19 protein-coding genes are annotated in these 19559 nt (G+C 74.8%); 4 read left to right on the forward strand and 15 right to left on the reverse strand.

The genetic code is table 11. The features are described 5' to 3' along the window. Positions 1 to 4: 4 nt before the first annotated feature. The 6 genes from OVA14_RS12475 to rplU all read right to left on the reverse strand — a co-directional run bounded on the left by OVA14_RS12475 (position 5) and on the right by rplU (position 4496). Complete coding sequence (locus tag OVA14_RS12475) at positions 5 to 187, reverse strand: hypothetical protein (protein ID WP_267505606.1); 183 nt, start codon at positions 185 to 187, stop codon at positions 5 to 7. Between the two features lie 9 nt (positions 188 to 196). Beyond that, complete coding sequence (locus OVA14_RS12480; protein WP_267504154.1) at positions 197 to 1471, reverse strand: glutamate-5-semialdehyde dehydrogenase; 1275 nt, start codon at positions 1469 to 1471, stop codon at positions 197 to 199. Positions 1472 to 1526: 55 nt separating this feature from the next. Then, positions 1527 to 2306, reverse strand: a complete 780-nt coding sequence (proB, locus tag OVA14_RS12485; RefSeq protein ID WP_267504155.1) for a glutamate 5-kinase — start codon at positions 2304 to 2306, stop codon at positions 1527 to 1529. Next, positions 2303 to 3841, reverse strand: a complete 1539-nt coding sequence (obgE, locus tag OVA14_RS12490) for a GTPase ObgE (protein WP_267504156.1) — start codon at positions 3839 to 3841, stop codon at positions 2303 to 2305. Before obgE ends, proB begins: the two co-directional genes overlap by 4 nt. A gap of 77 nt (positions 3842 to 3918) precedes the next feature. Beyond that, positions 3919 to 4173, reverse strand: coding sequence for a 50S ribosomal protein L27 (gene rpmA, locus OVA14_RS12495; RefSeq protein WP_267504157.1), 255 nt, complete (start codon positions 4171 to 4173; stop codon positions 3919 to 3921). A 14-nt stretch (positions 4174 to 4187) separates the two neighbouring features. Further along, positions 4188 to 4496 (reverse strand): 50S ribosomal protein L21, encoded by a 309-nt coding sequence (rplU, locus tag OVA14_RS12500; RefSeq protein ID WP_188717795.1) that lies wholly within the window; start codon positions 4494 to 4496, stop codon positions 4188 to 4190. A 155-nt stretch (positions 4497 to 4651) separates the two neighbouring features. Here rplU and OVA14_RS12505 point away from each other — a divergent pair, with 155 nt between their 5' ends. Next, positions 4652 to 4918, forward strand: coding sequence for a DUF4031 domain-containing protein (locus OVA14_RS12505; protein WP_267504158.1), 267 nt, complete (start codon positions 4652 to 4654; stop codon positions 4916 to 4918). Positions 4919 to 4952: 34 nt separating this feature from the next. Here the strand turns inward: OVA14_RS12505 and OVA14_RS12510 are convergent, their stop codons facing one another. Together OVA14_RS12510 and leuE are read right to left on the reverse strand one after the other, a co-directional pair. Continuing rightward, entirely contained in the window at positions 4953 to 7535 is a 2583-nt protein-coding gene (locus OVA14_RS12510) for a ribonuclease E/G (protein WP_267504159.1), read from the reverse strand. 254 nt (positions 7536 to 7789) lie between these two features. After that, a complete protein-coding gene (gene leuE / locus OVA14_RS12515) occupies positions 7790 to 8473 on the reverse strand; it encodes a leucine efflux protein LeuE (protein ID WP_267504160.1) in 684 nt (227 codons plus the stop codon). Positions 8474 to 8575: 102 nt separating this feature from the next. On the opposite strand from leuE, the gene OVA14_RS12520 reads away from it, so the two are divergent. Beyond that, positions 8576 to 9244, forward strand: coding sequence for a vitamin K epoxide reductase family protein (locus OVA14_RS12520; protein ID WP_267504161.1), 669 nt, complete (start codon positions 8576 to 8578; stop codon positions 9242 to 9244). Between the two features lie 75 nt (positions 9245 to 9319). On the opposite strand, the gene ndk is transcribed toward OVA14_RS12520, so the two are convergent. The 7 genes from ndk to OVA14_RS12555 all read right to left on the reverse strand — a co-directional run bounded on the left by ndk (position 9320) and on the right by OVA14_RS12555 (position 18108). Further along, positions 9320 to 9730: a nucleoside-diphosphate kinase gene (ndk, locus tag OVA14_RS12525; protein WP_267504162.1), complete on the reverse strand. Its 411-nt coding sequence runs from the start codon at positions 9728 to 9730 to the stop codon at positions 9320 to 9322. A gap of 71 nt (positions 9731 to 9801) precedes the next feature. Continuing rightward, complete coding sequence (locus tag OVA14_RS12530; protein ID WP_267504163.1) at positions 9802 to 10194, reverse strand: DUF4233 domain-containing protein; 393 nt, start codon at positions 10192 to 10194, stop codon at positions 9802 to 9804. Continuing rightward, complete coding sequence (locus OVA14_RS12535; protein WP_267504164.1) at positions 10191 to 11666, reverse strand: bifunctional folylpolyglutamate synthase/dihydrofolate synthase; 1476 nt, start codon at positions 11664 to 11666, stop codon at positions 10191 to 10193. The genes OVA14_RS12530 and OVA14_RS12535 overlap by 4 nt, the downstream gene beginning before the upstream one ends. After that, complete coding sequence (gene ileS, locus OVA14_RS12540; protein WP_420710594.1) at positions 11663 to 14974, reverse strand: isoleucine--tRNA ligase; 3312 nt, start codon at positions 14972 to 14974, stop codon at positions 11663 to 11665. Before ileS ends, OVA14_RS12535 begins: the two co-directional genes overlap by 4 nt. Positions 14975 to 15235: 261 nt before the next feature. Continuing rightward, entirely contained in the window at positions 15236 to 15880 is a 645-nt protein-coding gene (locus OVA14_RS12545) for a hypothetical protein (RefSeq protein WP_267504166.1), read from the reverse strand. Positions 15881 to 16069: 189 nt separating this feature from the next. Continuing rightward, positions 16070 to 16774 (reverse strand): LuxR C-terminal-related transcriptional regulator, encoded by a 705-nt coding sequence (locus tag OVA14_RS12550; RefSeq protein ID WP_267504167.1) that lies wholly within the window; start codon positions 16772 to 16774, stop codon positions 16070 to 16072. Continuing rightward, the gene (locus tag OVA14_RS12555; protein ID WP_267504168.1) at positions 16762 to 18108 is read right to left on the reverse strand and encodes a sensor histidine kinase; all 1347 of its coding nucleotides are present in this window, start codon (positions 18106 to 18108) and stop codon (positions 16762 to 16764) included. The genes OVA14_RS12550 and OVA14_RS12555 overlap by 13 nt, the downstream gene beginning before the upstream one ends. Positions 18109 to 18239: 131 nt before the next feature. On the opposite strand from OVA14_RS12555, the gene OVA14_RS12560 reads away from it, so the two are divergent. Continuing rightward, a complete protein-coding gene (locus tag OVA14_RS12560; RefSeq protein ID WP_267504169.1) occupies positions 18240 to 18719 on the forward strand; it encodes a hypothetical protein in 480 nt (159 codons plus the stop codon). Next, a complete protein-coding gene (locus OVA14_RS12565; protein WP_267504170.1) occupies positions 18719 to 19558 on the forward strand; it encodes an aminotransferase class IV in 840 nt (279 codons plus the stop codon). Before OVA14_RS12560 ends, OVA14_RS12565 begins: the two co-directional genes overlap by 1 nt. Position 19559 lies beyond the last annotated feature (1 nt).

The following is a 19559-nucleotide window of genomic DNA, read 5'->3' on the forward strand; positions in this document are numbered from 1 at the left end:
CGCGTCAGACGTTGTCCGTGGAGCCCGTCTGGCCCCCGGCGCCGCGGTTGCTGACGTCGCGGTAGGCCCGCAGGACGATGGCCGAGACCAGGAACACGGCCACGGCGATGCCGCCGGCGATGAACGGCGCGGGGCCCGTCTCGTGGTGGCCAGCCTCGGCGGCGGCGAGGAGCAGCGTGAGCGTCATGGGTCCAGCCTATCGCGGCGCCGAGGGCGAGGGCCGCACCTGGCCCGTGCCGCGCACGATCCACTTCGTGCTCGTGAGCTCGGGCAGACCCATGGGGCCGCGCGCGTGCGCCTTCTGGGTCGAGATGCCCACCTCGGCGCCGAAGCCGAACTCGCCGCCGTCGGTGAAGCGGGTGGAGGCGTTGTGCATGACGACCGCGGAGTCGACCTCGGCGAGGAAGCGCTCGGCGGCGGCCGCGTCGCCCGTGATGATCGTGTCGGTGTGGTGGGTGCCGAAGCGGTTGATGTGCTCGATCGCCGCATCGAGGTCGTCGACGACGCCGATCGCCACGTCCATCGAGAGGTGCTCGGTCGACCACCCGGCCTCGCCGAGCGGCTCGGCGCGCTCGACGCCCGGCAGCGGTGCGTCGGCGTGGATCGTGACGCCCGCCGCCGCGAGCGCGCCCGCGAGCGCCGGCACGGCCTCCGCGGCGACGTCGCGGTGCACGAGGAGCGTCTCGAGCGAGTTGCACACGCTCGTGCGCTGCGTCTTGGCGTTGAGCGCGATCTCGACCGCCATCGCGAGGTCGGCGGCGCGGTCGACGAAGGCGTGGACGACGCCCGCGCCCGTCTCGATCACCGGCACCGTCGACTCCGTCACGACGCGGTCGATGAGCGCCGCGCTCCCCCGCGGCACGAGGAGGTCGACGAGGCCGCGGGCGCGCATGAGCCGGCCGGCGCCGTCGCGCCCGAAGGGGTCGATCGTCTGCACCGCGAGGCGCGGCAGGCCCGCGCCCTCCATCGCGTCCTGCATGGCGGCGACGAGCACGGCGTTCGTGCGCTCGGCCGCCGAGCCGCCGCGGAGCACCGCGGCGTTGCCGGAGCCGAGCGCGATGCACGCGAGGTCGACCGTGACGTTGGGGCGCGCCTCGTAGATGACGCCGATGACGCCGAAGGGCACGCGCACCTCGGTGAGCTCGAGGCCGTTGGGCAGCGTGCGCTCGCGCAGCACCTCGCCGATCGGGTCGGGCAGCGCCGCGAGGTCGCGGGCGGCTGCGGCGAGGCCCGCGATGCGGTCGCGGTCGAGCAGCAGGCGGTCGAGGAGGCCGCTCGCGAGGCCCGCCGCGCGGCCGCGCTCGAGGTCCTCGGCGTTCGCGGCGAGGATCGCGTCGGCCGCGCCCTCGATCGCCGTCGCGATGGCCTCGATCGCCGCGTGGCGCTGCGGCGCCGGGACCGTGCCGAGGGCGCGGGATGCGCGCTGCGCGTCGTGCAGGAGGTCGTCGAGGCGGTCACGGGCTTCGGCCATGCTCCGATCCTAGGCGCGCGCATGTGCACCGACCGCGACGCGGCGGCCCGTGCGGCTACCTGCCGGCGGTCGGGTTCGGCTCGAACTCGGTGCCGAGGCGCTCCCCCGCGAGCAGCCTGCCGAGCAGCGGGGTGGCCGTGAGCGTCACGCGCACGCCGGCGTCGGCCGCGAGGCGCGCGGCGTCGACCTTCGTCGCGGCGCCGCCCGAGCCCACGTGCGAGCCGGAGGCGCCCAGCCGCACCCCGTCGAGCGGGTCGCCGAACGCGACGCGCTCGATGGGCGCCGAGCCCGGCTCGTCCGGCGGCGCCGTGCGCAGCGAGGCGATGTCCGAGAGCAGGATCAGGCGATCGGCGCCCACGAGGCGCGCGACGAGCGCCGCGAGCCGGTCGTTGTCGCCGAAGCGGATCTCGTGGGTCGCGACCGTGTCGTTCTCGTTGACGATGGGCAGCATCCGCAGCTCGAGCAGCCGCTCGATCGCGTTGCGCGCGTTCGCGCGGTGCGCGTCCATCTCCATGTCGGAGGCGGTGAGCAGGATCTGCGCCGCGACCACCTCGTGCCGCGTGAGGCTGCGCTGGTAGCGGTTCATGAGGACGTTCTGCCCCACGGCAGCCGCCGCCTGCTGCAGCGGCAGATCGACCGGGCGCTCGTCGAGGCCGAGGAACGGCATGCCGGTCGCGATCGCGCCCGAGGAGACGAGGATGACCTGGCCGTGCGCGTGCAGGCGCGCCAGCGCGTCGACCAGGGGCTCGATCTGCGCGCGACGCTCGCCGGAGATCGACGAGGAGCCGACCTTGACGACGATCCGCTCGCCCGCCGCAGGGTCGACCGCGCTCACGAGGGCTGGCCCTCCTCGTAGCGCTGCACCTCGAAGCCCTCGTCGTCGGTCCACAGGCCCGCGTCGCGCTCGCTGCCGAGCTCGTCGCGCGCGGCCTGCTTCGCATCCATGCGCTCGTGGTACTGCTCGCGGCGCTCCGCGGTCGTGCGGCGCACGTTGCGGTCCAGGCGCGGGTCGGTGCCGCGGTTGCCGACGAGCTCGGCCGCCGAGGCGATGGTGGGCTCCCAGTCGAAGACGATGCCCGCGCCCGGGCCGATCACGACGGTCGCGCCCGCGACGGCGCCGGCCTTGAGCAGCGCCTCCTCGGTGCCGAGCTTCGCGAGGCGGTCGGCGAGGTAGCCGACGGCCTCGTCGTTGCGGAAGTCGGTCTGCGCCACCCAGCGCTCGGGCTTCGCGCCGAGGATGCGGTAGACGGGACCCTCGTGGCTGCCCTCGACCTTGACGGTGAAGCCGGCGTCGTCGATCGCGCGCGGTCGCAGCACGATGCGCTCGGGCTCGGCCTCGACGGCCTTCGCCGCGCGGTCCCGCTCGACGATGTCGGCGAGCGCGAAGGAGAGCTCCCGCAGGCCCCGGTGCGCGATCGTCGAGATCTCGAAGACGCGGAAGCCCATGCCCTCGATCTCCTCGCGCACGAACTCCGCGAGCTCGAGCGCCTCCGGCACGTCGACCTTGTTGAGCGCGACGAGCTGCTGGCGCTCGAGCAGCGGCGTCTGGCCCTCGGGCACGGGGTAGGCGGCGAGCTCGGCGAGGATGACCCTGAGGTCCGAGACCGGGTCGCGGTTCGGCTCGAGCGTCGCGCAGTCGATGACGTGCAGGAGCGCCGAGCACCGCTCGACGTGGCGCAGGAACTCGAGGCCGAGGCCCTTGCCCTCGCTCGCGCCCTCGATGAGGCCGGGCACGTCGGCGATCGTGTAGCGGGTCTGGCCCGACTCGACGACGCCGAGGTTGGGGTGGAGGGTCGTGAAGGGGTAGTCGGCGATCTTCGGCCGCGCGGCGCTCATCGCCGCGACGAGGCTCGACTTGCCGGCGCTCGGGAAGCCCACGAGCGCGACGTCGGCGACGGTCTTCAGCTCGAGCGTGACGTCGCCCTCGAAGCCGGGCGTGCCGAGCAGCGCGAAGCCGGGCGCGCGGCGCTTCTGGTTCGACAGCGCCGCGTTGCCGAGCCCGCCCTGGCCGCCCTCGGCGACCACGAGCCGCATGCCCGCGTGCGCGAGGTCGGCGAGCACCTCGCCGTCGGCCGCGGTCACGACCGTGCCGACCGGCACGGGCAGCTCGAGCGCGGCGCCCGTCGTGCCCGAGCGGTGGTCGCCCATGCCCGGCTGCCCGTTCTCGCTCGCGCGGTGCGGTGCGCGGTGGTAGCCGAGCAGCGTCGTGACCTGCGGGTCGGCGACGAGCACGATGTCGCCGCCGTCGCCGCCGTTGCCGCCGTCGGGGCCCGCCAGGGGCTTGAACTTCTCGCGGCGCACGGAGACGCAGCCGTGGCCGCCGTGCCCTGCGCGCAGGTGCAGGGTGACGCGGTCGACGAAGGTTGCCACGGATGTCTCCTCAGGGAATGCGAGAGCGGGGCGAGCCGAAGCCCGCCCCGCTCATCGGAAGTGCTGGATCGCCAGGCCTACTGGGCCGCGACGATGTTGACGACCTTGCGGCCGCCCTTCTGGCCGAACTCCACGGCGCCCGCCTCGAGGGCGAACAGCGTGTCGTCGCCGCCACGGCCGACGCCGGCGCCGGGGTGGAAGTGCGTGCCGCGCTGGCGGACGAGGATCTCGCCGGCCTTGACGACCTGGCCGCCGAAGCGCTTCACGCCGAGGCGCTGCGCGTTCGAGTCACGGCCGTTGCGGGTGGACGATGCGCCCTTCTTGTGTGCCATGTCTGGTCAGCCCCTTACTTGATCTCGGTGACCTTGAGGCGCGTGAGCTCCGAGCGGTGGCCCATGCGGCGCTTGTAGCCGGTCTTGTTGCGGTAGTGCTGGATGCGGATCTTCGGGCCGCGGAGGTCGGTCACGACCTCGGCGGTCACGGTCACCTTGGCGAGCGCGTCGGCGTCCGAGGTCACCTTGTCGCCGTCGACGAGCAGCACGGGGGCGAGCTCGACGTTGCCCTTGTCATCAGCTGCGATGCGGTCGACGACGAGCACCGAGCCGACCTCGACCTTCTCCTGCCGGCCGCCGGCGCGCACGATTGCGTACACCACGTCTGGATCCTCACTGTTGGAACGACTCCCGACCGAGGCCGGGACGAAGCTTGTGGCGCGCGCGGAATCGCGACTGGCGCCAACCGACAACATTACATGCGCCGCGCGCTCCCGGTCAACACGGCGCGTGCCGTGTCGCGGGTAGCGTCGGGGGCATGGCGATCCTCGTCGACGACCCCCTCTGGCCGAACCACGGCACGATGTGGGCGCACCTCGTGAGCGACGCCTCCCTCGCCGAGCTGCACGCCTTCGCGCGCCGCGCGGGCATCCCCGAGCGCGGCTTCGACCACGACCACTACGACGTGCCCGAGGCGCGCATCGACGAGCTCGTCGCCCTCGGGGCCGAGCGCGTGCCGCCGAAGGACCTCGTGCGACGGCTCATCGCGAGCGGACTGCGCGTGAAGGAGCGGGACCGGCCGTAGCCGATCCCGCTCCCCCGCTGCGGACGGACGGCGCCTAGGCCTCGTCGGGCTTGGCGGTGATGACGCCGGACGACGCGCGGCGCGAGCGGCGCGCGGCGCGGCCCGTGCCGGCCTCGGGAGCCTTGAGGGCGTCGAGCGCGCCGCCGAGCAGCCCGTCGAGCTCCTCGGGGGTGGCGCGGCGGTCCTCGGTCTCGCCGGAGGCGGCCACCGGGATGTCGAGGATCGTCACGACCGGCTCGGCCTTCGCCTCCTCGACCACCGCCTCGACGGCGGCGGGGCGCGGCTCCACGATGCCCGAGACGGGCGCAGGCTCGGCGCCCGCGTGGTCGGCCGCGGCGTGCTCGCCGTGCTCATCGGGAGCCTTGCCGCGACCCGCCGAGGCGATCTGCGACAGGCCCTTGCGCATGTCGTCGGTGATCGCGTGCGTGCCGCCGTGGCTCTGCTGCTGGTGGCTCTGCGCCTGCTGGCCGCCCTGCTGGCCCTGCTGCGCCTGCTGCTGCTGGTCGCCGCCCTTGCCGCGACCGCGGCGCCGGCCGCCGCCCGATCCCTGCTCGCCCTGCTGCTGCCGCTGCGGCTTCGAGATCGGCTCGTGGTGCACGATGATGCCGCGGCCCGCGCAGACCTCGCACGCCTCCGAGTACGACTCGAGGAGCCCAAGGCCCAGCTTCTTGCGGGTCATCTGCACGAGGCCGAGGCTCGTGACCTCCGCCACCTGGTGCTTCGTGCGGTCGCGCGAGAGGCACTCGACGAGGCGGCGCAGCACGAGGTCGCGGTTCGACTCGAGCACCATGTCGATGAAGTCGATGACGATGATGCCGCCGATGTCGCGCAGGCGCAGCTGCCGCACGATCTCCTCGGCCGCCTCGAGGTTGTTCTTGGTGACGGTCTCCTCGAGGTTGCCGCCGGCGCCGACGAAGCGGCCCGTGTTGACGTCGACGACCGTCATCGCCTCGGTGCGGTCGATGATGAGCGAGCCGCCGGAGGGCAGCCACACCTTGCGGTCGAGCGCCTTGTCGATCTGCTCCGCGATGCGGAAGTGCGAGAAGGGGTCGTCGGTGCCCTCGTAGGCCTCGACGCGGTCGAGCAGGTCGGGCGCGATGGCCTCGAGGTACTCGCGGATCGTCGTGAGGGCCTCGGAGCCCTGGATGACGAGCTTGTGGAAGTCCTCGTTGAAGACGTCGCGGACGATCTTCACGAGCAGGTCGGGCTCGGCGTGCAGGCGCTGCGGGGCGCTGCCCGACTGCCGCTGCTGCTGGATGCGCTCCCACTGGCGGGTGAGGCGCTCGACGTCGCGCGTGAGCTGCTCCTCGGTGGCGCCCTCGGCCGCGGTGCGCACGATGACGCCCACGCCCTCCGGCAGCACCTGCTTGAGGATCTTCTTCAGGCGCGCGCGCTCGGTGTCGGGGAGCTTGCGCGAGATGCCGTTCATCGAGCCGCCGGGCACCGACACGAGGTAGCGGCCGGGCAGCGAGATCTGGCTCGTGAGGCGCGCGCCCTTGTGGCCCACCGGGTCCTTCGTGACCTGCACGAGCACGGTGTCGCCGGGCTTCAGCGCGAGCTCGATCTTGCGGGGCTGGCCCTCGAGCTCGGCGGCGTCCCAGTCGACCTCGCCCGAGTAGAGCACCGCGTTGCGGCCCTTGCCGATGTCGACGAACGCCGCCTCCATGCTGGGCAGCACGTTCTGCACGCGGCCGAGGTAGACGTTGCCGATGAGGCTCGACTCCGACGACTTCGCGACGTAGTGCTCGACGAGCACGCCGTCCTCGAGCACGGCGAGCTGCACGCGGTCGTGCTTCGAGCGCACGATCATCTGGCGCTCGACGGCCTCGCGGCGGGCGAGGAACTCGGTCTCGGTGACGACGGTGCGACGGCGTCCGGCGTCGCGGCCCTCGCGGCGGCGCTGGCGCTTCGCCTCGAGGCGCGTGGAGCCCTTGATGCGCTGCGGCTCGGTGATGAGCGGCTTCTCGTCCTCGGCCTCGCGGCCGCGGCCCGTGCGCGAGGATCGCGAGCGCGAGCGGCGCGAGCGCCGGTTCGAGGGCTCGTCGTCCTCCTCCTCGTCCTCGTCGTCGCCGTCGATCGCGGGGAGCGACGGGAGCACCGAGAGGTCGGGCGCGTGGAAGAGCAGGCCGAAGGGGCCCGCGGGCGCCTCGGGCATGGCGAGCGCCGCCTGCAGCGCGGCGTCCGCGTCGGAGCGCGGCTCGGCGCCGGCGTCCTGGGGCTCGGCCTCGGTGGCGGACGCGGCGTCGGCGTGGCCGGGGTCGACGAGGCCGGGCTCGTGGCCCGGCTCGGCGTCGCCCGCGGGCAGCGCGGCCTCGCGCTCGGCCGGCCGCGCCTCGGCGGCCGCGTCGGCGACGGGCTGCGGCGCTGCTGCCGCCCCGTCCACGGCCAGCGGCGCGGCGGCCGCCTCGCCCGTCTCGCGCTGGGCGGGCTGCGCGTCGCCGGGGGCCTCGGAGGCCCGCCGGCGCGAGGCAGTGGCTCGCTTGCGGCGCGGCTTCGCGGGTGCCCCCGCCCCGGCGTCGTCGGCCGCGTCGGTCGTCGTCGCCTCGAGCTGGAGGTCCAGCTGGTCGGCCTGGTCTGCTGCGGTGCCCTCGGGGAGGGTCGAGTCGTTGTCCACCATCGCTGGCGTGCTCCTGTCGCGACCGGCGCCGCCGGTCGGAATCTCTCGTCGCGGCCCGGGACGCGCCCGGCGCGAAGCTTCCTGTCATCCCCTCTCGGGGATGGCCCGGGCGAGGCGTTCGCCGCCCGGAAAAACCTGTGCGTGCGCCCGTCGGGCGCGCTAGCGGGGAGTCTACCCCACGGGCGCTCCGTGCGCGCAGGAACGGACGCGGAGTCCGGGAGCGGGCACGCGCCGCGCACCGCTCGGGCCTGCGCTCAGGGGAGCACGACGCGCACGGCGAGCGCGACGAAGGCCGCCGCGGCGAGGAGCGTGCCCGCGATCGCGAGCCTGCCGTGCGGCTGCACCCGCCGCCCGATGCGCGAGCCGACGAGCACGAGGAGCGTGAGGTAGGCGGCCGAGACGACCTCGAGGATCAGCATGAGGGTCACGAGGTCGCCGAGCGGCGTCGGCGAGGCGGGGTCGATGAACTGCACGAAGAACGAGGCGAGGAACAGGATCGCCTTCGGGTTCAGGAGGCTCGTGACGAGCGCCGTGCGGTAGGGCGAGAGCCGCGGGCTCGCGATGATCGGGTTCGGCGTCGTCGGCGGCTGCAGCGGGCTCTCGGTCGGATCCGGCTCGGCGCGGCGGTCGCGCCGGGCGCGGATGCGCGCGAGCGCGCTGCGCACGAGCCCGAGCGCGAGCCACAGCAGGTAGAGCGCGCCCGCCGAGACGAGGACCGTGTAGACGACGGGGTTGGCCGCGAGCGCCTGCGCCGAGAGCACGGCGAGCACCATGAGCACGGCGTCGCCCGTGAAGACGCCGAGCATCGCGCGGAAGCCCGCCCGGGTGCCGGCGCGGAGCGCCGTCGTCGCCACGTACAGGCTGTTGGCCCCGGGCAGCAGCACGATCACGACGACCCCGGCGGTGAAGGCGGCGAGCGTCGCGAGGTCGAAGCTCATCGCCGTCCCCTCGGTCGTGCCCGGCGCGGCTCATGGCAGATCCAGGGCGCGCGCGCCCGTGCCCGCCGCCGGGCGCCTGGCAGGATGTGCGCAGGAGGTCCCATGAGCACCCGCACCGCATCCCGCGCCGACGCCCCGGCCGCACCTGAGCGCCCCGACCCCGCGGCGGCGCACATCGCAGCGCCGCGCTGGCTCGGCGCGGTGCTCGTCGTCACGGGCATCATCGGCCTCATCGGCGCCTTCGCGCTCTCGGTCGAGCGCATCCACCTGCTGCAGTTCCCGGAGGAGCAGCTCTCCTGCGACGTCAACCCGTTCCTCTCGTGCTCGGGCGCGATGGAGTCGGAGCAGGGCCGCATCTTCGGCTTCCCCAACCCGTTCATCGGCCTCATGGCCTTCCCTGCCTCCATCATCATGGGTGCGCTCGCCCTCGGCGGCACGCGCCTGCCGCGCTGGGTGTGGACGGCCTTCTCGGTCGGCGTGCTCGGCGGCATGGTGCTCGTGCTGTGGCTCTTCGCGCAGTCGGTCTTCGTGCTCGGCTTCGTGTGCCCGTGGTGCTTCCTCGTCTGGATGACGATGTACGCGATGTCGTTCCCGCTGTGGACCTGGGCGATCGGCGCAGGCGCGATCCCGGCGCCGGCCGGTCTGCGGCGCGCGGCGGCGCGGCTCTCGTCGTGGGGCTGGGTGCTCTCGCTCGGGCTCGCGGTCGCCGTGGTGCTGACGATCATGCTCGCGCTGCCGGGCATCCCCCGCTTCCTGCTCGGCGGGCTCTAGCCCCGAGCACGACGACGCCCCGGGCCGCTCGGCCCGGGGCGTCGTGCATGCGGTCGCGGCGGGCGCGACCCGGGATCAGGCGAACCAGAGCGCGAGCTCGCGCGCGGCGGACTCCTCGGAGTCGGAGCCGTGCACGAGGTTCTGCTGCACGGGCAGGCCCCAGTCGCGGCCGAGGTCGCCGCGGATCGTGCCGGGCGCCGCGGTCGTCGGGTCGGTGGTGCCGGCGAGCGAGCGGAAGCCCTCGATGACGCGGTCGCCCTCGAGGCGGATCGCGACGGAGGGCCCCGAGAGCATGAACTCGACGAGCGGCTCGAAGAAGGGCTTGCCGCGGTGCTCGGCGTAGTGCTCCTCGAGCAGCGCCCGCTCGGGCGTCACGAGCCGCAGGTCGGCGATCGCGTAGCCCTTGGCCTCGATGCGGGCGAGGATCTGGCCGGTCAGCTGGCGGCGGACGCCGTCGGGCTTGATGAGGACGAGGGTGCTCTGCATGGCTCCCAGCCTACCGACGGGCGAGGCCCCCGCCGTGCCCCGCGAGGGCTGGCGGGGGCCTCGTGCGGAGGTCACTCCCCCGGGGCTCCGCGGGGGTCGAGGCCGGCGGCGCGGCGCTGGCGCTCGATCTGCCGCGCCTTCGAGAAGCAGTAGATCCAGAGCGCGACGAGCGCGGCGGCGACGACGCCCCAGACGGGCTCGAAGACCGTGAGCGCCGCGACGAGCACCTGCACGCCGAGGCTCGGGATCCAGCCCCACGGGCGCGAGAGCAGGGGCATCGTGCCGATGAGCAGCACCATGACCGCGAGGAAGGCGACGGGAGCGGGCCAGTCGCGCGTCACGCCCCAGGTGGCGAGCGCGCCGAAGGCGAGCCCCGCGGCCTGGAGGCCGTGGGTGATGCGCAGCAGCGCCTCCATGGCGCCGCGCTTCGGACGCGCGCGGCGCGGGCGCGGAGCCTCGGTCATCGCTCCTCCTCGTCGGTGATGCGGATGGTGGCCGCCTGGCGGCGCGCGTCGGGCCGCTGCAGCCAGCCGGCCTCGCGCGCATGGGCGAGCACGTCGCCGAGCAGCGTGATGGAGCCCGTGACGACCACGGCGCCGCCGCGGTCGGAGGCCGCGTCGCGCGCCGCCTCGACGGCCGTGCCGAGGTCGGGCTCGACGAGCACGCGCTCGGCGCCCAGCACCTCGACGGCGACCGCCGCGAGCTCGTCGGCGTCGACGGCGCGCTCCGACGTCGACTGGGTCACGACGACCTCGTCGACGACGGGCTCGAGCGCGCGGAGCACGCCCGCGGCGTCCTTGCCCGCGAGCACGCCGAGCACGAGCGTCACGCGCTCGAGCCCGAAGAACTCGCCGAGCGCGACGCGCAGCGCCTCGGCTCCGTGCGGGTTGTGGGCGGCGTCGACGACGACGAGCGGGTGCGCGCCGATCGCCTCGAGGCGGCCGGGCGAGGTGGCCGCGCCGAGGCCCGCGGCGAGCACCTCGCCGGTCATCGGCTGGCGGCCGCCGCCGAGGAAGGCCTCGACGGCGACCATCGCGAGCGCGGCGTTCCTGCCCTGGTGGGCGCCCATGAGCGGCACGAGCTGGTCGATGTACTCGGCGGCGAGGCCGTGGACCGTCACCAGCTGGCCGCCGACGGCGACCGCGTGCGACTCCAGCGCGAAGTCGCGGCCCTCGACGAGCAGCGTCGCGCCGACCTCGTTGGCGCGCGCCTCGAGCACCGCGAGCGCCTCGGGGGCCTGCGCGGCGGAGACCGCGATCGCCTCGGGCTTGATGATGCCCGCCTTCTCGCGCGCGATCGCCTCGACGGTCGAGCCGAGGCGGTTCGTGTGGTCGAGCGCGATCGGCGTGATGACGGCGACGTCGCCGTCGGCGACGTTCGTGGAGTCCCAGGTGCCCCCCATGCCCACCTCGAGCACGGCCACGTCGACGGGGGCGTCCGCCATGACGGCGAGCGCGAGCACCGTGAAGGCCTCGAAGAACGTCAGCCGCCGCTCCCCCGCCGCCTCGAGCTCGGCGTCGACCATCGCGAGGAACGGCTCGATGTCCTCGTAGCCGCGAGCGAAGGCCTCGTCGGTCACGGGCTCGCCGTCGATCATGATGCGCTCGGTGACGCGCTCGAGGTGCGGGCTCGTCAGCAGGCCCGTGCGCAGGCCGTGGGCGCGCAGCAGCGCGTCGACCATGCGGGCCGTGGAGCCCTTGCCGTTCGTGCCCGTGAGGTGCACGACGCGGAACGAGCGCTGCGGGTCGCCGAGCAGCTCGACGGCGCGGCGCGTCGCGGCGATGCGCGGCTCGACGGCCTGCTCGCCCGCGCGCTCGAGCAGCGCCTCGTAGGCGGCCTGCGCGGCCTCGCGGTCCTCGAGCGAGTCGAGGATGCGGTCGTCGACGTCGCGCCCGGCGTCCTCGGGCAGCGCCGGGGGCAGCTGGTCGTCGCTCATGCCTGCACCTCCTCGGCCACGGCGCGCTCGAGGCGGATCGACAGCGGCGAGCCGTCGCCGACGCGGTGCGCGGTGCCGGCGTCGGCGAGCTCGCCCGCCGCGTCGTCCACCCGCTCCACCTGCACGTCGAGCGCGAGCGTCTCGCCGGCGACGAGCGCGGCGTTCGCCTCGATGGCGGCGACGCCGTGGGCGTCGGAGCCGAGCACGAGGCGGATGCGGTCGCTCACGTCGAGCCCCGCGTCCTTGCGCGCGGCCTGCACGGCGCGCACGACGTCGCGCGCGAGGCCCTCGGCCTCGAGCTCGGGCGTCGTGGCGGTGTCGAGCACCACGAACCCGCCGCCGGGCAGGAAGCCCACGGCCGCGGCCTCGTCGGCGACCTCGAGCGCGAGCTCGTACTCGCCGGGCTCGAGCGCGATGCCGCCTGCCACGACGACGTCGCCGTCGATCGACCAGTCGCCCGCGCGGGCGGCCTGGATGGCCGTCTGCACGCCCTTGCCGATGCGCGGGCCCGCGGCACGGGCGTTGACCTGCAGGCGCCGGCTGATGCCGTAGCGCTCGAGCGCGTCGGGCCCCGCGGCCTCGAGCACGGCCTCGCGCACGTTCAGCTCGTCCTGGAGCACGCCCGCGAAGGGTGCGACGTCGACCTCGCCGACGACCGTGAGGCGCGGCAGCGGCAGGCGCACGCGCTTGCGCGCCTGCTTGCGGAGCGCGTTGCCGACGCTCGCGATGGCGCGCACCGCGTCCATCTGCGCGACGAGCGCGGGGTCCTCCGGCAGCGCCGCGGCCTCGGGCCAGTCGGTGAGGTGCACCGAGCGCTCGCCCGTGAGGCCCTTCCACACCTCCTCGGCGACGAGCGGCGAGAGCGGCGCGGCGATGCGCGTCAGCGTCTCGAGCACCGTCCAGAGGGTGTCGAAGGCCTCGGAGCCGCTGCCGTCCTCGGCCACGCCCTCCCAGAAGCGGTCGCGCGAGCGGCGCACGTACCAGTTCGTGAGCACGTCGAGGAACTCGCGCACGGCGAGCGTCGCGCCCGTCGCGTCGAGGCGCTCGAGGCTCGCCCCGGCGGTCTCGACCGTGTCGCGGAGCTTCGCGAGGATGTAGCGGTCGAGCACGTCGGTCGACGCCGTCGAGCGCTTCGCGAGGTACGGCTGGCCGCCCTGCGCGCGGTTGGCGTAGGTGGCGAAGAAGTACCAGGTCGACCACAGCGGCAGGTGGAACTGGCGCAGCGCCTCGCGGATGCCCTCCTCCGAGACGACGAAGTTGCCGCCCCGCAGGATCGAGCCCTGCAGCAGGTTCCAGCGCACCGCATCCGAGCCGTAGGCGTCGAACGACTCGTTGACGTCGGGGTAGTTGCGGCGCGACTTGGAGGCCTTGAAGCCGTCGTCGCCCAGGATGATGCCGTGGCTGATGACGTTCCGGAACGCCGGGCGGCCGAAGAGCGCCACCGAGAGCACGTGCAGCACGTAGAACCAGCCGCGCGTCTGCCCGATGTACTCGACGATGTAGTCGGCGGGGCTGTGGGTCTCGAACCAGCGGGTCGCCTCGAACGGGTAGTGCACCTGCGCGAAGGGCATCGAGCCGGAGTCGAACCACACGTCGAGCACGTCGGGGATGCGGCGCATGGTGCTGCGCCCCGACGGGTCGTCGGGGTTCGGGCGGGTCAGCTCGTCGATCGCCGGCCGGTGCAGGTCGGTGGGGCGCACGCCGAAGTCGCGCTCGAGCTCGTCGAGCGAGCCGTACACGTCGGTGCGCGGGAACTCCGGGTCGTCCGAGACCCACACGGGGATGGGGCTGCCCCAGTAGCGGTTGCGGCTGATCGACCAGTCGCGCGCGCCCTCGAGCCACTTGCCGAACTGGCCGTGCTTGACGTTCTCGGGCACCCAGGTGATCTGCTCGTTCGCGGCGAGCAGGTCGTCCTTGATGGCGGTGACGCGCACGAACCAGCTCGAGACCGCCTTGTAGATGAGCGGGTTCCGGCAGCGCCAGCAGTGCGGGTAGGAGTGCACGTAGCTGGCCTGGCGGAGCACGCGGCCCGCCTCCTTGAGCATGCGCGAGAGCGGCTTGTTCGCCTCGAAGACCTGCTGGCCCGCGACGGGCGGCACCGAGGAGAGGAAGCGGCCGCCGTCGTCGACGGAGAGGATCGTGGGGATGCCCGCGGCGCTCGTGATGCGCTGGTCGTCCTCGCCGTAGGCGGGCGCCTGGTGCACGATGCCCGTGCCGTCGCCCGTGGAGACGTAGTCGTCGACGAGGATGCGGAAGGCGCGCTCGGTGCCCCACTGCTCCGCGTCGGCGAAGAAGTCGAAGATCGGCTCGTACTCGACGTCGGCGAGCTCGGCGCCGACGACCGTGCGCTCGATCGCCGCGGTCGCGGCCGCGGCGTCCTCGTAGCCGAGGTCCTTCGCGTGGGCGCCGACGAGCGGCTCGGCGAGCAGGAACGCGCCCTCGCCCGCGGTGGTGCCGGCGGGGCCGGCGGGCACGACCGCGTAGGGGATCTCGGACCCGACCGCGAGCGCCAGGTTCGTCGGCAGCGTCCAGGGCGTCGTCGTCCAGGCGAGCGCCTCGACGCCGACGAGCCCGAGCGCCTCCGCGCGCTCGCCGCGCATCGGGAAGGTGACGGTGAGCGTCGTGTCCTGGCGATCCTGGTAGACGTCGTCGTCCATGCGCAGCTCGTGGTTCGAGAGCGGCGTCTCGTCGCGCCAGCAGTACGGCAGCACGCGGTGGCCCTCGTAGGCGAGGCCCTTGTCGTGGAGCGTCTTGAACGCCCACATCACCGACTCCATGTAGTCGAGGTCGAGGGTCTTGTAGCCGCCCTCGAAGTCGACCCAGCGGGCCTGGCGGGTGACGTAGGCCTCCCACTCGTCCATGTAGCGCAGCACCGACTCGCGCGCCTTGCCGTTGAAGACGTCGACGCCCATGGCCTCGATCTCGGCCTTCTCGGTGATGCCGAGCTGCTGCATTGCCTCGAGCTCGGCGGGCAGGCCGTGGGTGTCCCAGCCGAACACGCGGGGCACCTGCTTGCCGCGCATGGTCTGGAAGCGCGGGAAGACGTCCTTGGCGTAGCCGGTGAGGAGGTGGCCGTAGTGCGGCAGGCCGTTGGCGAAGGGCGGGCCGTCGTAGAAGACCCACTCCTGGCAGCCCTCGCGGCGCTCGAGCGAGGCGCGGAAGGTGTCGTCGCCCTTCCAGAAGGCGAGGATGCCGCGCTCGATCGCGGGCAGGTCGGGGCTCGCGACGACGGGGGCGTCGCTCGAGAGGGGGTAGCGCCGGGGGGAATCGACGCTGCGCTGCTGGTCGGTCACGCGGGTCTCCTGCATCCATCTGCCTGCCCAGGGGCCTGGGCGTCTCGGATGCGGGGACGCTCTCGCGCGGTACCACCCCGCTTGCGTCCGCCCCGTCGGGGCGGACGCCGCTTCGTGCTCGGGCGATGACGGGCCTGAACCGTTCGGATCTAGTGAGCCGCAGCCCTCGCGGTGCTGCTGCCGTTCTGCCGACCGCTCCCCGGTGATGGCCGGATCGATGCGTGTGCCTCGATGCTACCGCGCCGGGCGGGCCCGGATCGAGCCCGCCCGGAAGGCTCAGCGACCGCGGAGCACGACGCTGCCCGCGCTCGCCTCGACGTCGATCGTCGAGGCGGCGGCGGGGTCCTCGTCGACGAGGATGCGGGCGCTCCCCGCCGAGACGTCCTCCGTGACCGCGTAGTCGCCGTCGGGCACGTCGAGCTCGATGCTGCCCGCGCTCGCGCTCGCGCGGATCGATGCGGGCTGCGCGCCGACGAGGGCGCCCGTCGTGCGGCCCGCGCTCACGTCGACGACCACGGCGCCCGCCACCTCGAGGTCCAGGCGCGCCTCGCCCGCCGCGACCGCGAGGTCGAGCGACGCGGCGGAGCCGGCGATGTCGAGCTGGCCGCCGTGCAGGTCGAGGGCCACGTCGCCCCAGGCGCCGTCGACGTCGAGGCTGCCGGCCCGCACCTCCGCCGCGAGGGCGGGCTGCGAGCGCTCGAGCGACGCGGGGAGCGTGAGCACCGCCTGCTGCTGCGCCGAGCGGCGCTCCCAGTCGCCCCAGCCCCAGCCGCGGCCGCCGAGCCCGAGGTCGCCGCCGAGCCAGCCGTCGCGCTCGTCCTCGACCACCAGGGCGGCGCCGTCGCGCTCGAGGCGCCACGGGGCGAGCGGCCCGCCGGAGCTCGTGACCTCCAGGGTCGCCTCGTCGACGTCGCCGAACACGACCTCGACGTCGGCGGCCGAGCCTCGCGATGCGCACCTCGTCGACGCCGTCGGCGCCCGCGCTCCACGAGCCGGCGGTCGAGCCGTGCGCGGCGATGCCGCGGAGCGCCCCGCCGCCGACGGCGAGCACGGCGCCGATCGCGCCGAGGACGATGAGCAGGATGCTGATCCAGCGTCCGGGTCGTGCGGTCATCGGATGCCTCCGTCGGTGCGCGGCGCCGGGGGCGCCGGGGGGTGGCTGCTGCGCGCGTCGGGCGCGTCGAGGTGGGCGAGCACGGCGAGCACGCGGCGGTTGCCGGCCTCGGGCTCGAGCTCGAGCTTCTGGAACACCGCCGAGATGTGCTTCTCGACGCTGCCCTCGCTGATGAAGAGCCGGCCCGCGATCGCCTGGTTGGCGGCGCCCTCGGCCATGAGCGCGAGCACCTGGCGCTCGCGGGGCGTCAGCCGCTCCATGCGGCCGTCGCGGCGGCGGCGCGTCAGCAGCTGGCTGACGACCTCCGGGTCGAGCACCGTGCCGCCCTCGGCGACCTGCCGCACCGCCTGCAGGAAGTCGGCGACGTCGGCCACGCGATCCTTGAGGAGGTAGCCGAAGCCGGCCGGTCCGCTCGCGATGAGGTCGGCGGCATAGCGCTCCTCGACGTACTGCGAGAGCACGAGCACGCGGGGGCGCTCGCCCCGCGCGCGGATGCCGATGGCGGCGAGGATGCCCTCGTCGGTGCGGGTGGGCGGCATGCGCACGTCGAGCACCGCGAGGTCGGGGTCGTGGGCGGCGATCGCGGCCTCGAGCGCCGTCGCGTCGGGCAGCTGGGCGACGACCTCGTGGCCGGCGTCGGCGAGCAGCCGCGCGAGCCCCTCGCGCAGCAGCACGGAGTCCTCGCAGATCAGGATGCGCACGGCAGCTCCACCTCGATCGCGGTCGGTCCCCCGGCGGGGCTCGTGAGGGTCAGCGTGCCGCCGGCGCCCGCGACGCGGTGCGCGAGGCCGTCGATGCCGCCGCCGCCCTGCCGGACGGCGCCGCCGATGCCGTCGTCCTCGACGCGCGCCCAGAGGACGGCGCGGCCGTCGGGGCCGGTGCGCGTGCGGATGGCGACGCGGATGCGCGAGGCGCGCGCGTGCTTCTGCGCGTTCGTGATCGACTCGGCGATCGCGAAGTAGGCGGCCGTCTCGGCCTCGCGGGCGCAGCGGCGGTCGATGCGGGCGTCGACCTCCACGGGCACGGTGCTGCGCGCGGCGAGCGCCGAGACGGCGGCGTCGAGGCCGCGGTCGTCGAGCACCGCGACGTGGATGCCGCGCGCGAGCTGGCGGAGCTCGGTGACGGCCGACTTCGAGGAGGCGTGGGCCTCGTCGATGAGGGCGCGCGCCGCGGCCGGGTCGGAGTCGATCTTGTCGCGCGCCATGCCCAGCTGCATCGCGATCGACACGAGCCGCGGCTGCACGCCGTCGTGGAGGTCGCGCTCGATGCGCGTGCGGTCGAGGTCCGCGGCGCGCACGGCGCCCTCGCGCTGCTCGCGGCTCTCGCGCGCCTCGCGCTCGAGGCGCTCGCGCTTGTCGGGCACGAGGAGCGAGGTGGTGATGCCGCGATGCGCGTAGGCGAGGCCGATGGTGCCGCCGACGCCGCCGAGCAGCGCGAGCGCGCCCACGAGCGGAGCCCACTCGACGGGCACCGAGAGGCCCACCCACGGCACGGCGATCGTGTCGGCCGCGCCGAGCGCCGCGAGGGCGAGCGGGCCGCCGAGGCCTGCGAGCCCGAGGAGCGAGAGCACGAAGGAGCCGAGCAGGCTCGCGAGCGCGAAGCTCAGCACGGCGCGCCAGTGCTGGCCGTCGGCGACGACGCGCAGCAGCGTGTGGGGCACGCGCAGCCAGTCGGTGCGCGGCGAGCGCCGCAGCACCGCCGGCGGCACGGGCTCGCCGTAGAGGCCCGCGACGCGCTCGCGCTCGAACCAGGCCACCGCGAAGACGCCGAGCACGGCGAGCCCGAGCAGCACGAGCCCGACGAGCACGACGAGGGTCCCGACGCCCGCCGCGACGAGCACCGCGAGGCCGATGAGGATCGGCAGGCCGACCGCGCCGAGCACGGCGAGGTGGGCGATCGTCGCCGCGATCGGGGCGAAGGAGCGGCGGCCGCGGGCGGCGGGCGGTGCCGCGACGGGCGGCGACGAGGCCGGCGCCGAGGACGCCTGCGCCGAGGGTGCGTGCGCCGCCGGGGGCCGCGCCGTGGAGGAGGTCATGCCTCCACGGTAGGCGCGCTGCGGCGCCCCGGCCCCGAGGGTCTCCGGAAGGCCTCCGGGGGCTATCCCCCACCGGCGCGGCCCGCGTCGGCGCCGGGCCCCGCCATAGGCGCCGGCGGTACCCTCCCGGCATGACCGACACGCGACTCCGCACCGCCGCCGCCGGCCTCGCCCTGGCCCTCGGGCTCACGCTCTCGGGCTGCGGCCTCCTCCCGCAGCCCGCCCCCGCCCCGACCGCCTCCGAGGCCGCGCCCGCCGAGTCCGGCGCGCCCGGCACGCAGGCCGAGCAGTGCGCGCGCGTGCTGGCGCAGGTGCAGGCGATCGGCGACGACGTCGGCCGCCTCGGCGAGATGGTCACGACCGACCCCCTCGGCGCGCTCGGCCTGCTCTCGAGCATCTCGGAGCGCGTCGGCGGCCTGCAGGCGCAGGTCACCGACCCGGCGCTGCTCGAGCGCATCGGCGAGATCCAGAGCGGCTGGGACGCCCTCGTCGCCGACGCGCAGGAGTCGCTCGGCTCCGGCGACACGGGCGGCCTCCAGCGGGCCGCCGACCAGGTGACGGCGCTCGGCCAGCAGATCGCCGACCTCCAGCAGTTCTGCGCGGGCTCGTGATGCCCGCTCCGCTCCTGGCGCTCCTCGACGGCACGCTCGCCGACATCGCGAGCCCCCTCGTGCGCGCCGACGACCTCGGCATCGTGCGCGGCGACGGCGTCTTCGATGCGACGCTCGTGCGCCGCGGCGTCGTCCGCGACCGCGAGGCGCACCTCGACCGCCTCGAGCGCTCCGCCGAGATCCTGCAGCTGCCCGCGCCCGACCGCGCGGGCTTCGGGCGGGCGATCGATGCGCTCGTCGCCGCGTGGGACTTCGGCGCGGCGCCGGAGGCGCTCATCCGCCTCGTGCTCACGCGCGGCCCCGAGGGCGGCGGCGAGCCGACGGCCTTCGCGATGATGCTGCCGCTCGCCGCCTCCGCGGTGCGCGAGCGCGAGACGGGCGTCGCGGTGACGCTGCTCGGGCGCGGGCACGACGGCGACGAGGTCGCCTCGATGCCGTGGCTGCTGCCGGGCGCGAAGAGCCTGTCGTACTCGATCAACATGGCGGCGAAGCGCCACGCGGTCGCGCACGGCTTCGACGACGTGGTGTTCGTCGCGCCGTCCGGCCAGCTGCTCGAGGGCCCCACGTCGACGCTCGTCGTCGATCGCGGCGGCCGGCTCGCGACGCCGCCGCAGGACGGCATCCTCGCCTCCATCACGCTCGACCACCTCATGCGCGAGGCTCCCGCGGCGGGCCTCGAGGTGGCGTTCGAGCCCATGGTGCCCGCCGACCTCCGCGCCGCCGACGGCGCGTGGCTGCTCTCGTCGGGGCGCCTCCTCGCCGCCGTCACCTCGGTCGACGGGGCGCCGCTGCCGCGCTCGCCGCTCGACGCCGCGCTGCGCCGCGTGCTCGACGTCTAGG

This window comes from Agrococcus sp. SL85, assembly GCF_026625845.1.
Taxonomy (GTDB): Bacteria; Actinomycetota; Actinomycetes; order Actinomycetales; family Microbacteriaceae; genus Agrococcus.

Coding starts and splice junctions, on each gene's coding strand:
- OVA14_RS12475 (WP_267505606.1), bottom strand. CDS start 187: ATGACGCTCACGCTGCTCCTCGCCGCCGCCGAGGCTGGCCACCACGAG.
- OVA14_RS12480 (WP_267504154.1), bottom strand. CDS start 1,471: ATGGCCGAAGCCCGTGACCGCCTCGACGACCTCCTGCACGACGCGCAG.
- rpmA (WP_267504157.1), bottom strand. CDS start 4,173: ATGGCACACAAGAAGGGCGCATCGTCCACCCGCAACGGCCGTGACTCG.
- OVA14_RS12505 (WP_267504158.1), top strand. CDS start 4,652: ATGGCGATCCTCGTCGACGACCCCCTCTGGCCGAACCACGGCACGATG.
- OVA14_RS12510 (WP_267504159.1), bottom strand. CDS start 7,535: ATGGTGGACAACGACTCGACCCTCCCCGAGGGCACCGCAGCAGACCAG.
- leuE (WP_267504160.1), bottom strand. CDS start 8,473: ATGAGCTTCGACCTCGCGACGCTCGCCGCCTTCACCGCCGGGGTCGTC.
- OVA14_RS12520 (WP_267504161.1), top strand. CDS start 8,576: ATGAGCACCCGCACCGCATCCCGCGCCGACGCCCCGGCCGCACCTGAG.
- ndk (WP_267504162.1), bottom strand. CDS start 9,730: ATGCAGAGCACCCTCGTCCTCATCAAGCCCGACGGCGTCCGCCGCCAG.
- OVA14_RS12530 (WP_267504163.1), bottom strand. CDS start 10,194: ATGACCGAGGCTCCGCGCCCGCGCCGCGCGCGTCCGAAGCGCGGCGCC.
- OVA14_RS12535 (WP_267504164.1), bottom strand. CDS start 11,666: ATGAGCGACGACCAGCTGCCCCCGGCGCTGCCCGAGGACGCCGGGCGC.
- ileS (WP_420710594.1), bottom strand. CDS start 14,974: ATGCAGGAGACCCGCGTGACCGACCAGCAGCGCAGCGTCGATTCCCCC.
- OVA14_RS12555 (WP_267504168.1), bottom strand. CDS start 18,108: ATGACCTCCTCCACGGCGCGGCCCCCGGCGGCGCACGCACCCTCGGCG.
- OVA14_RS12560 (WP_267504169.1), top strand. CDS start 18,240: ATGACCGACACGCGACTCCGCACCGCCGCCGCCGGCCTCGCCCTGGCC.
- OVA14_RS12565 (WP_267504170.1), top strand. CDS start 18,719: ATGCCCGCTCCGCTCCTGGCGCTCCTCGACGGCACGCTCGCCGACATC.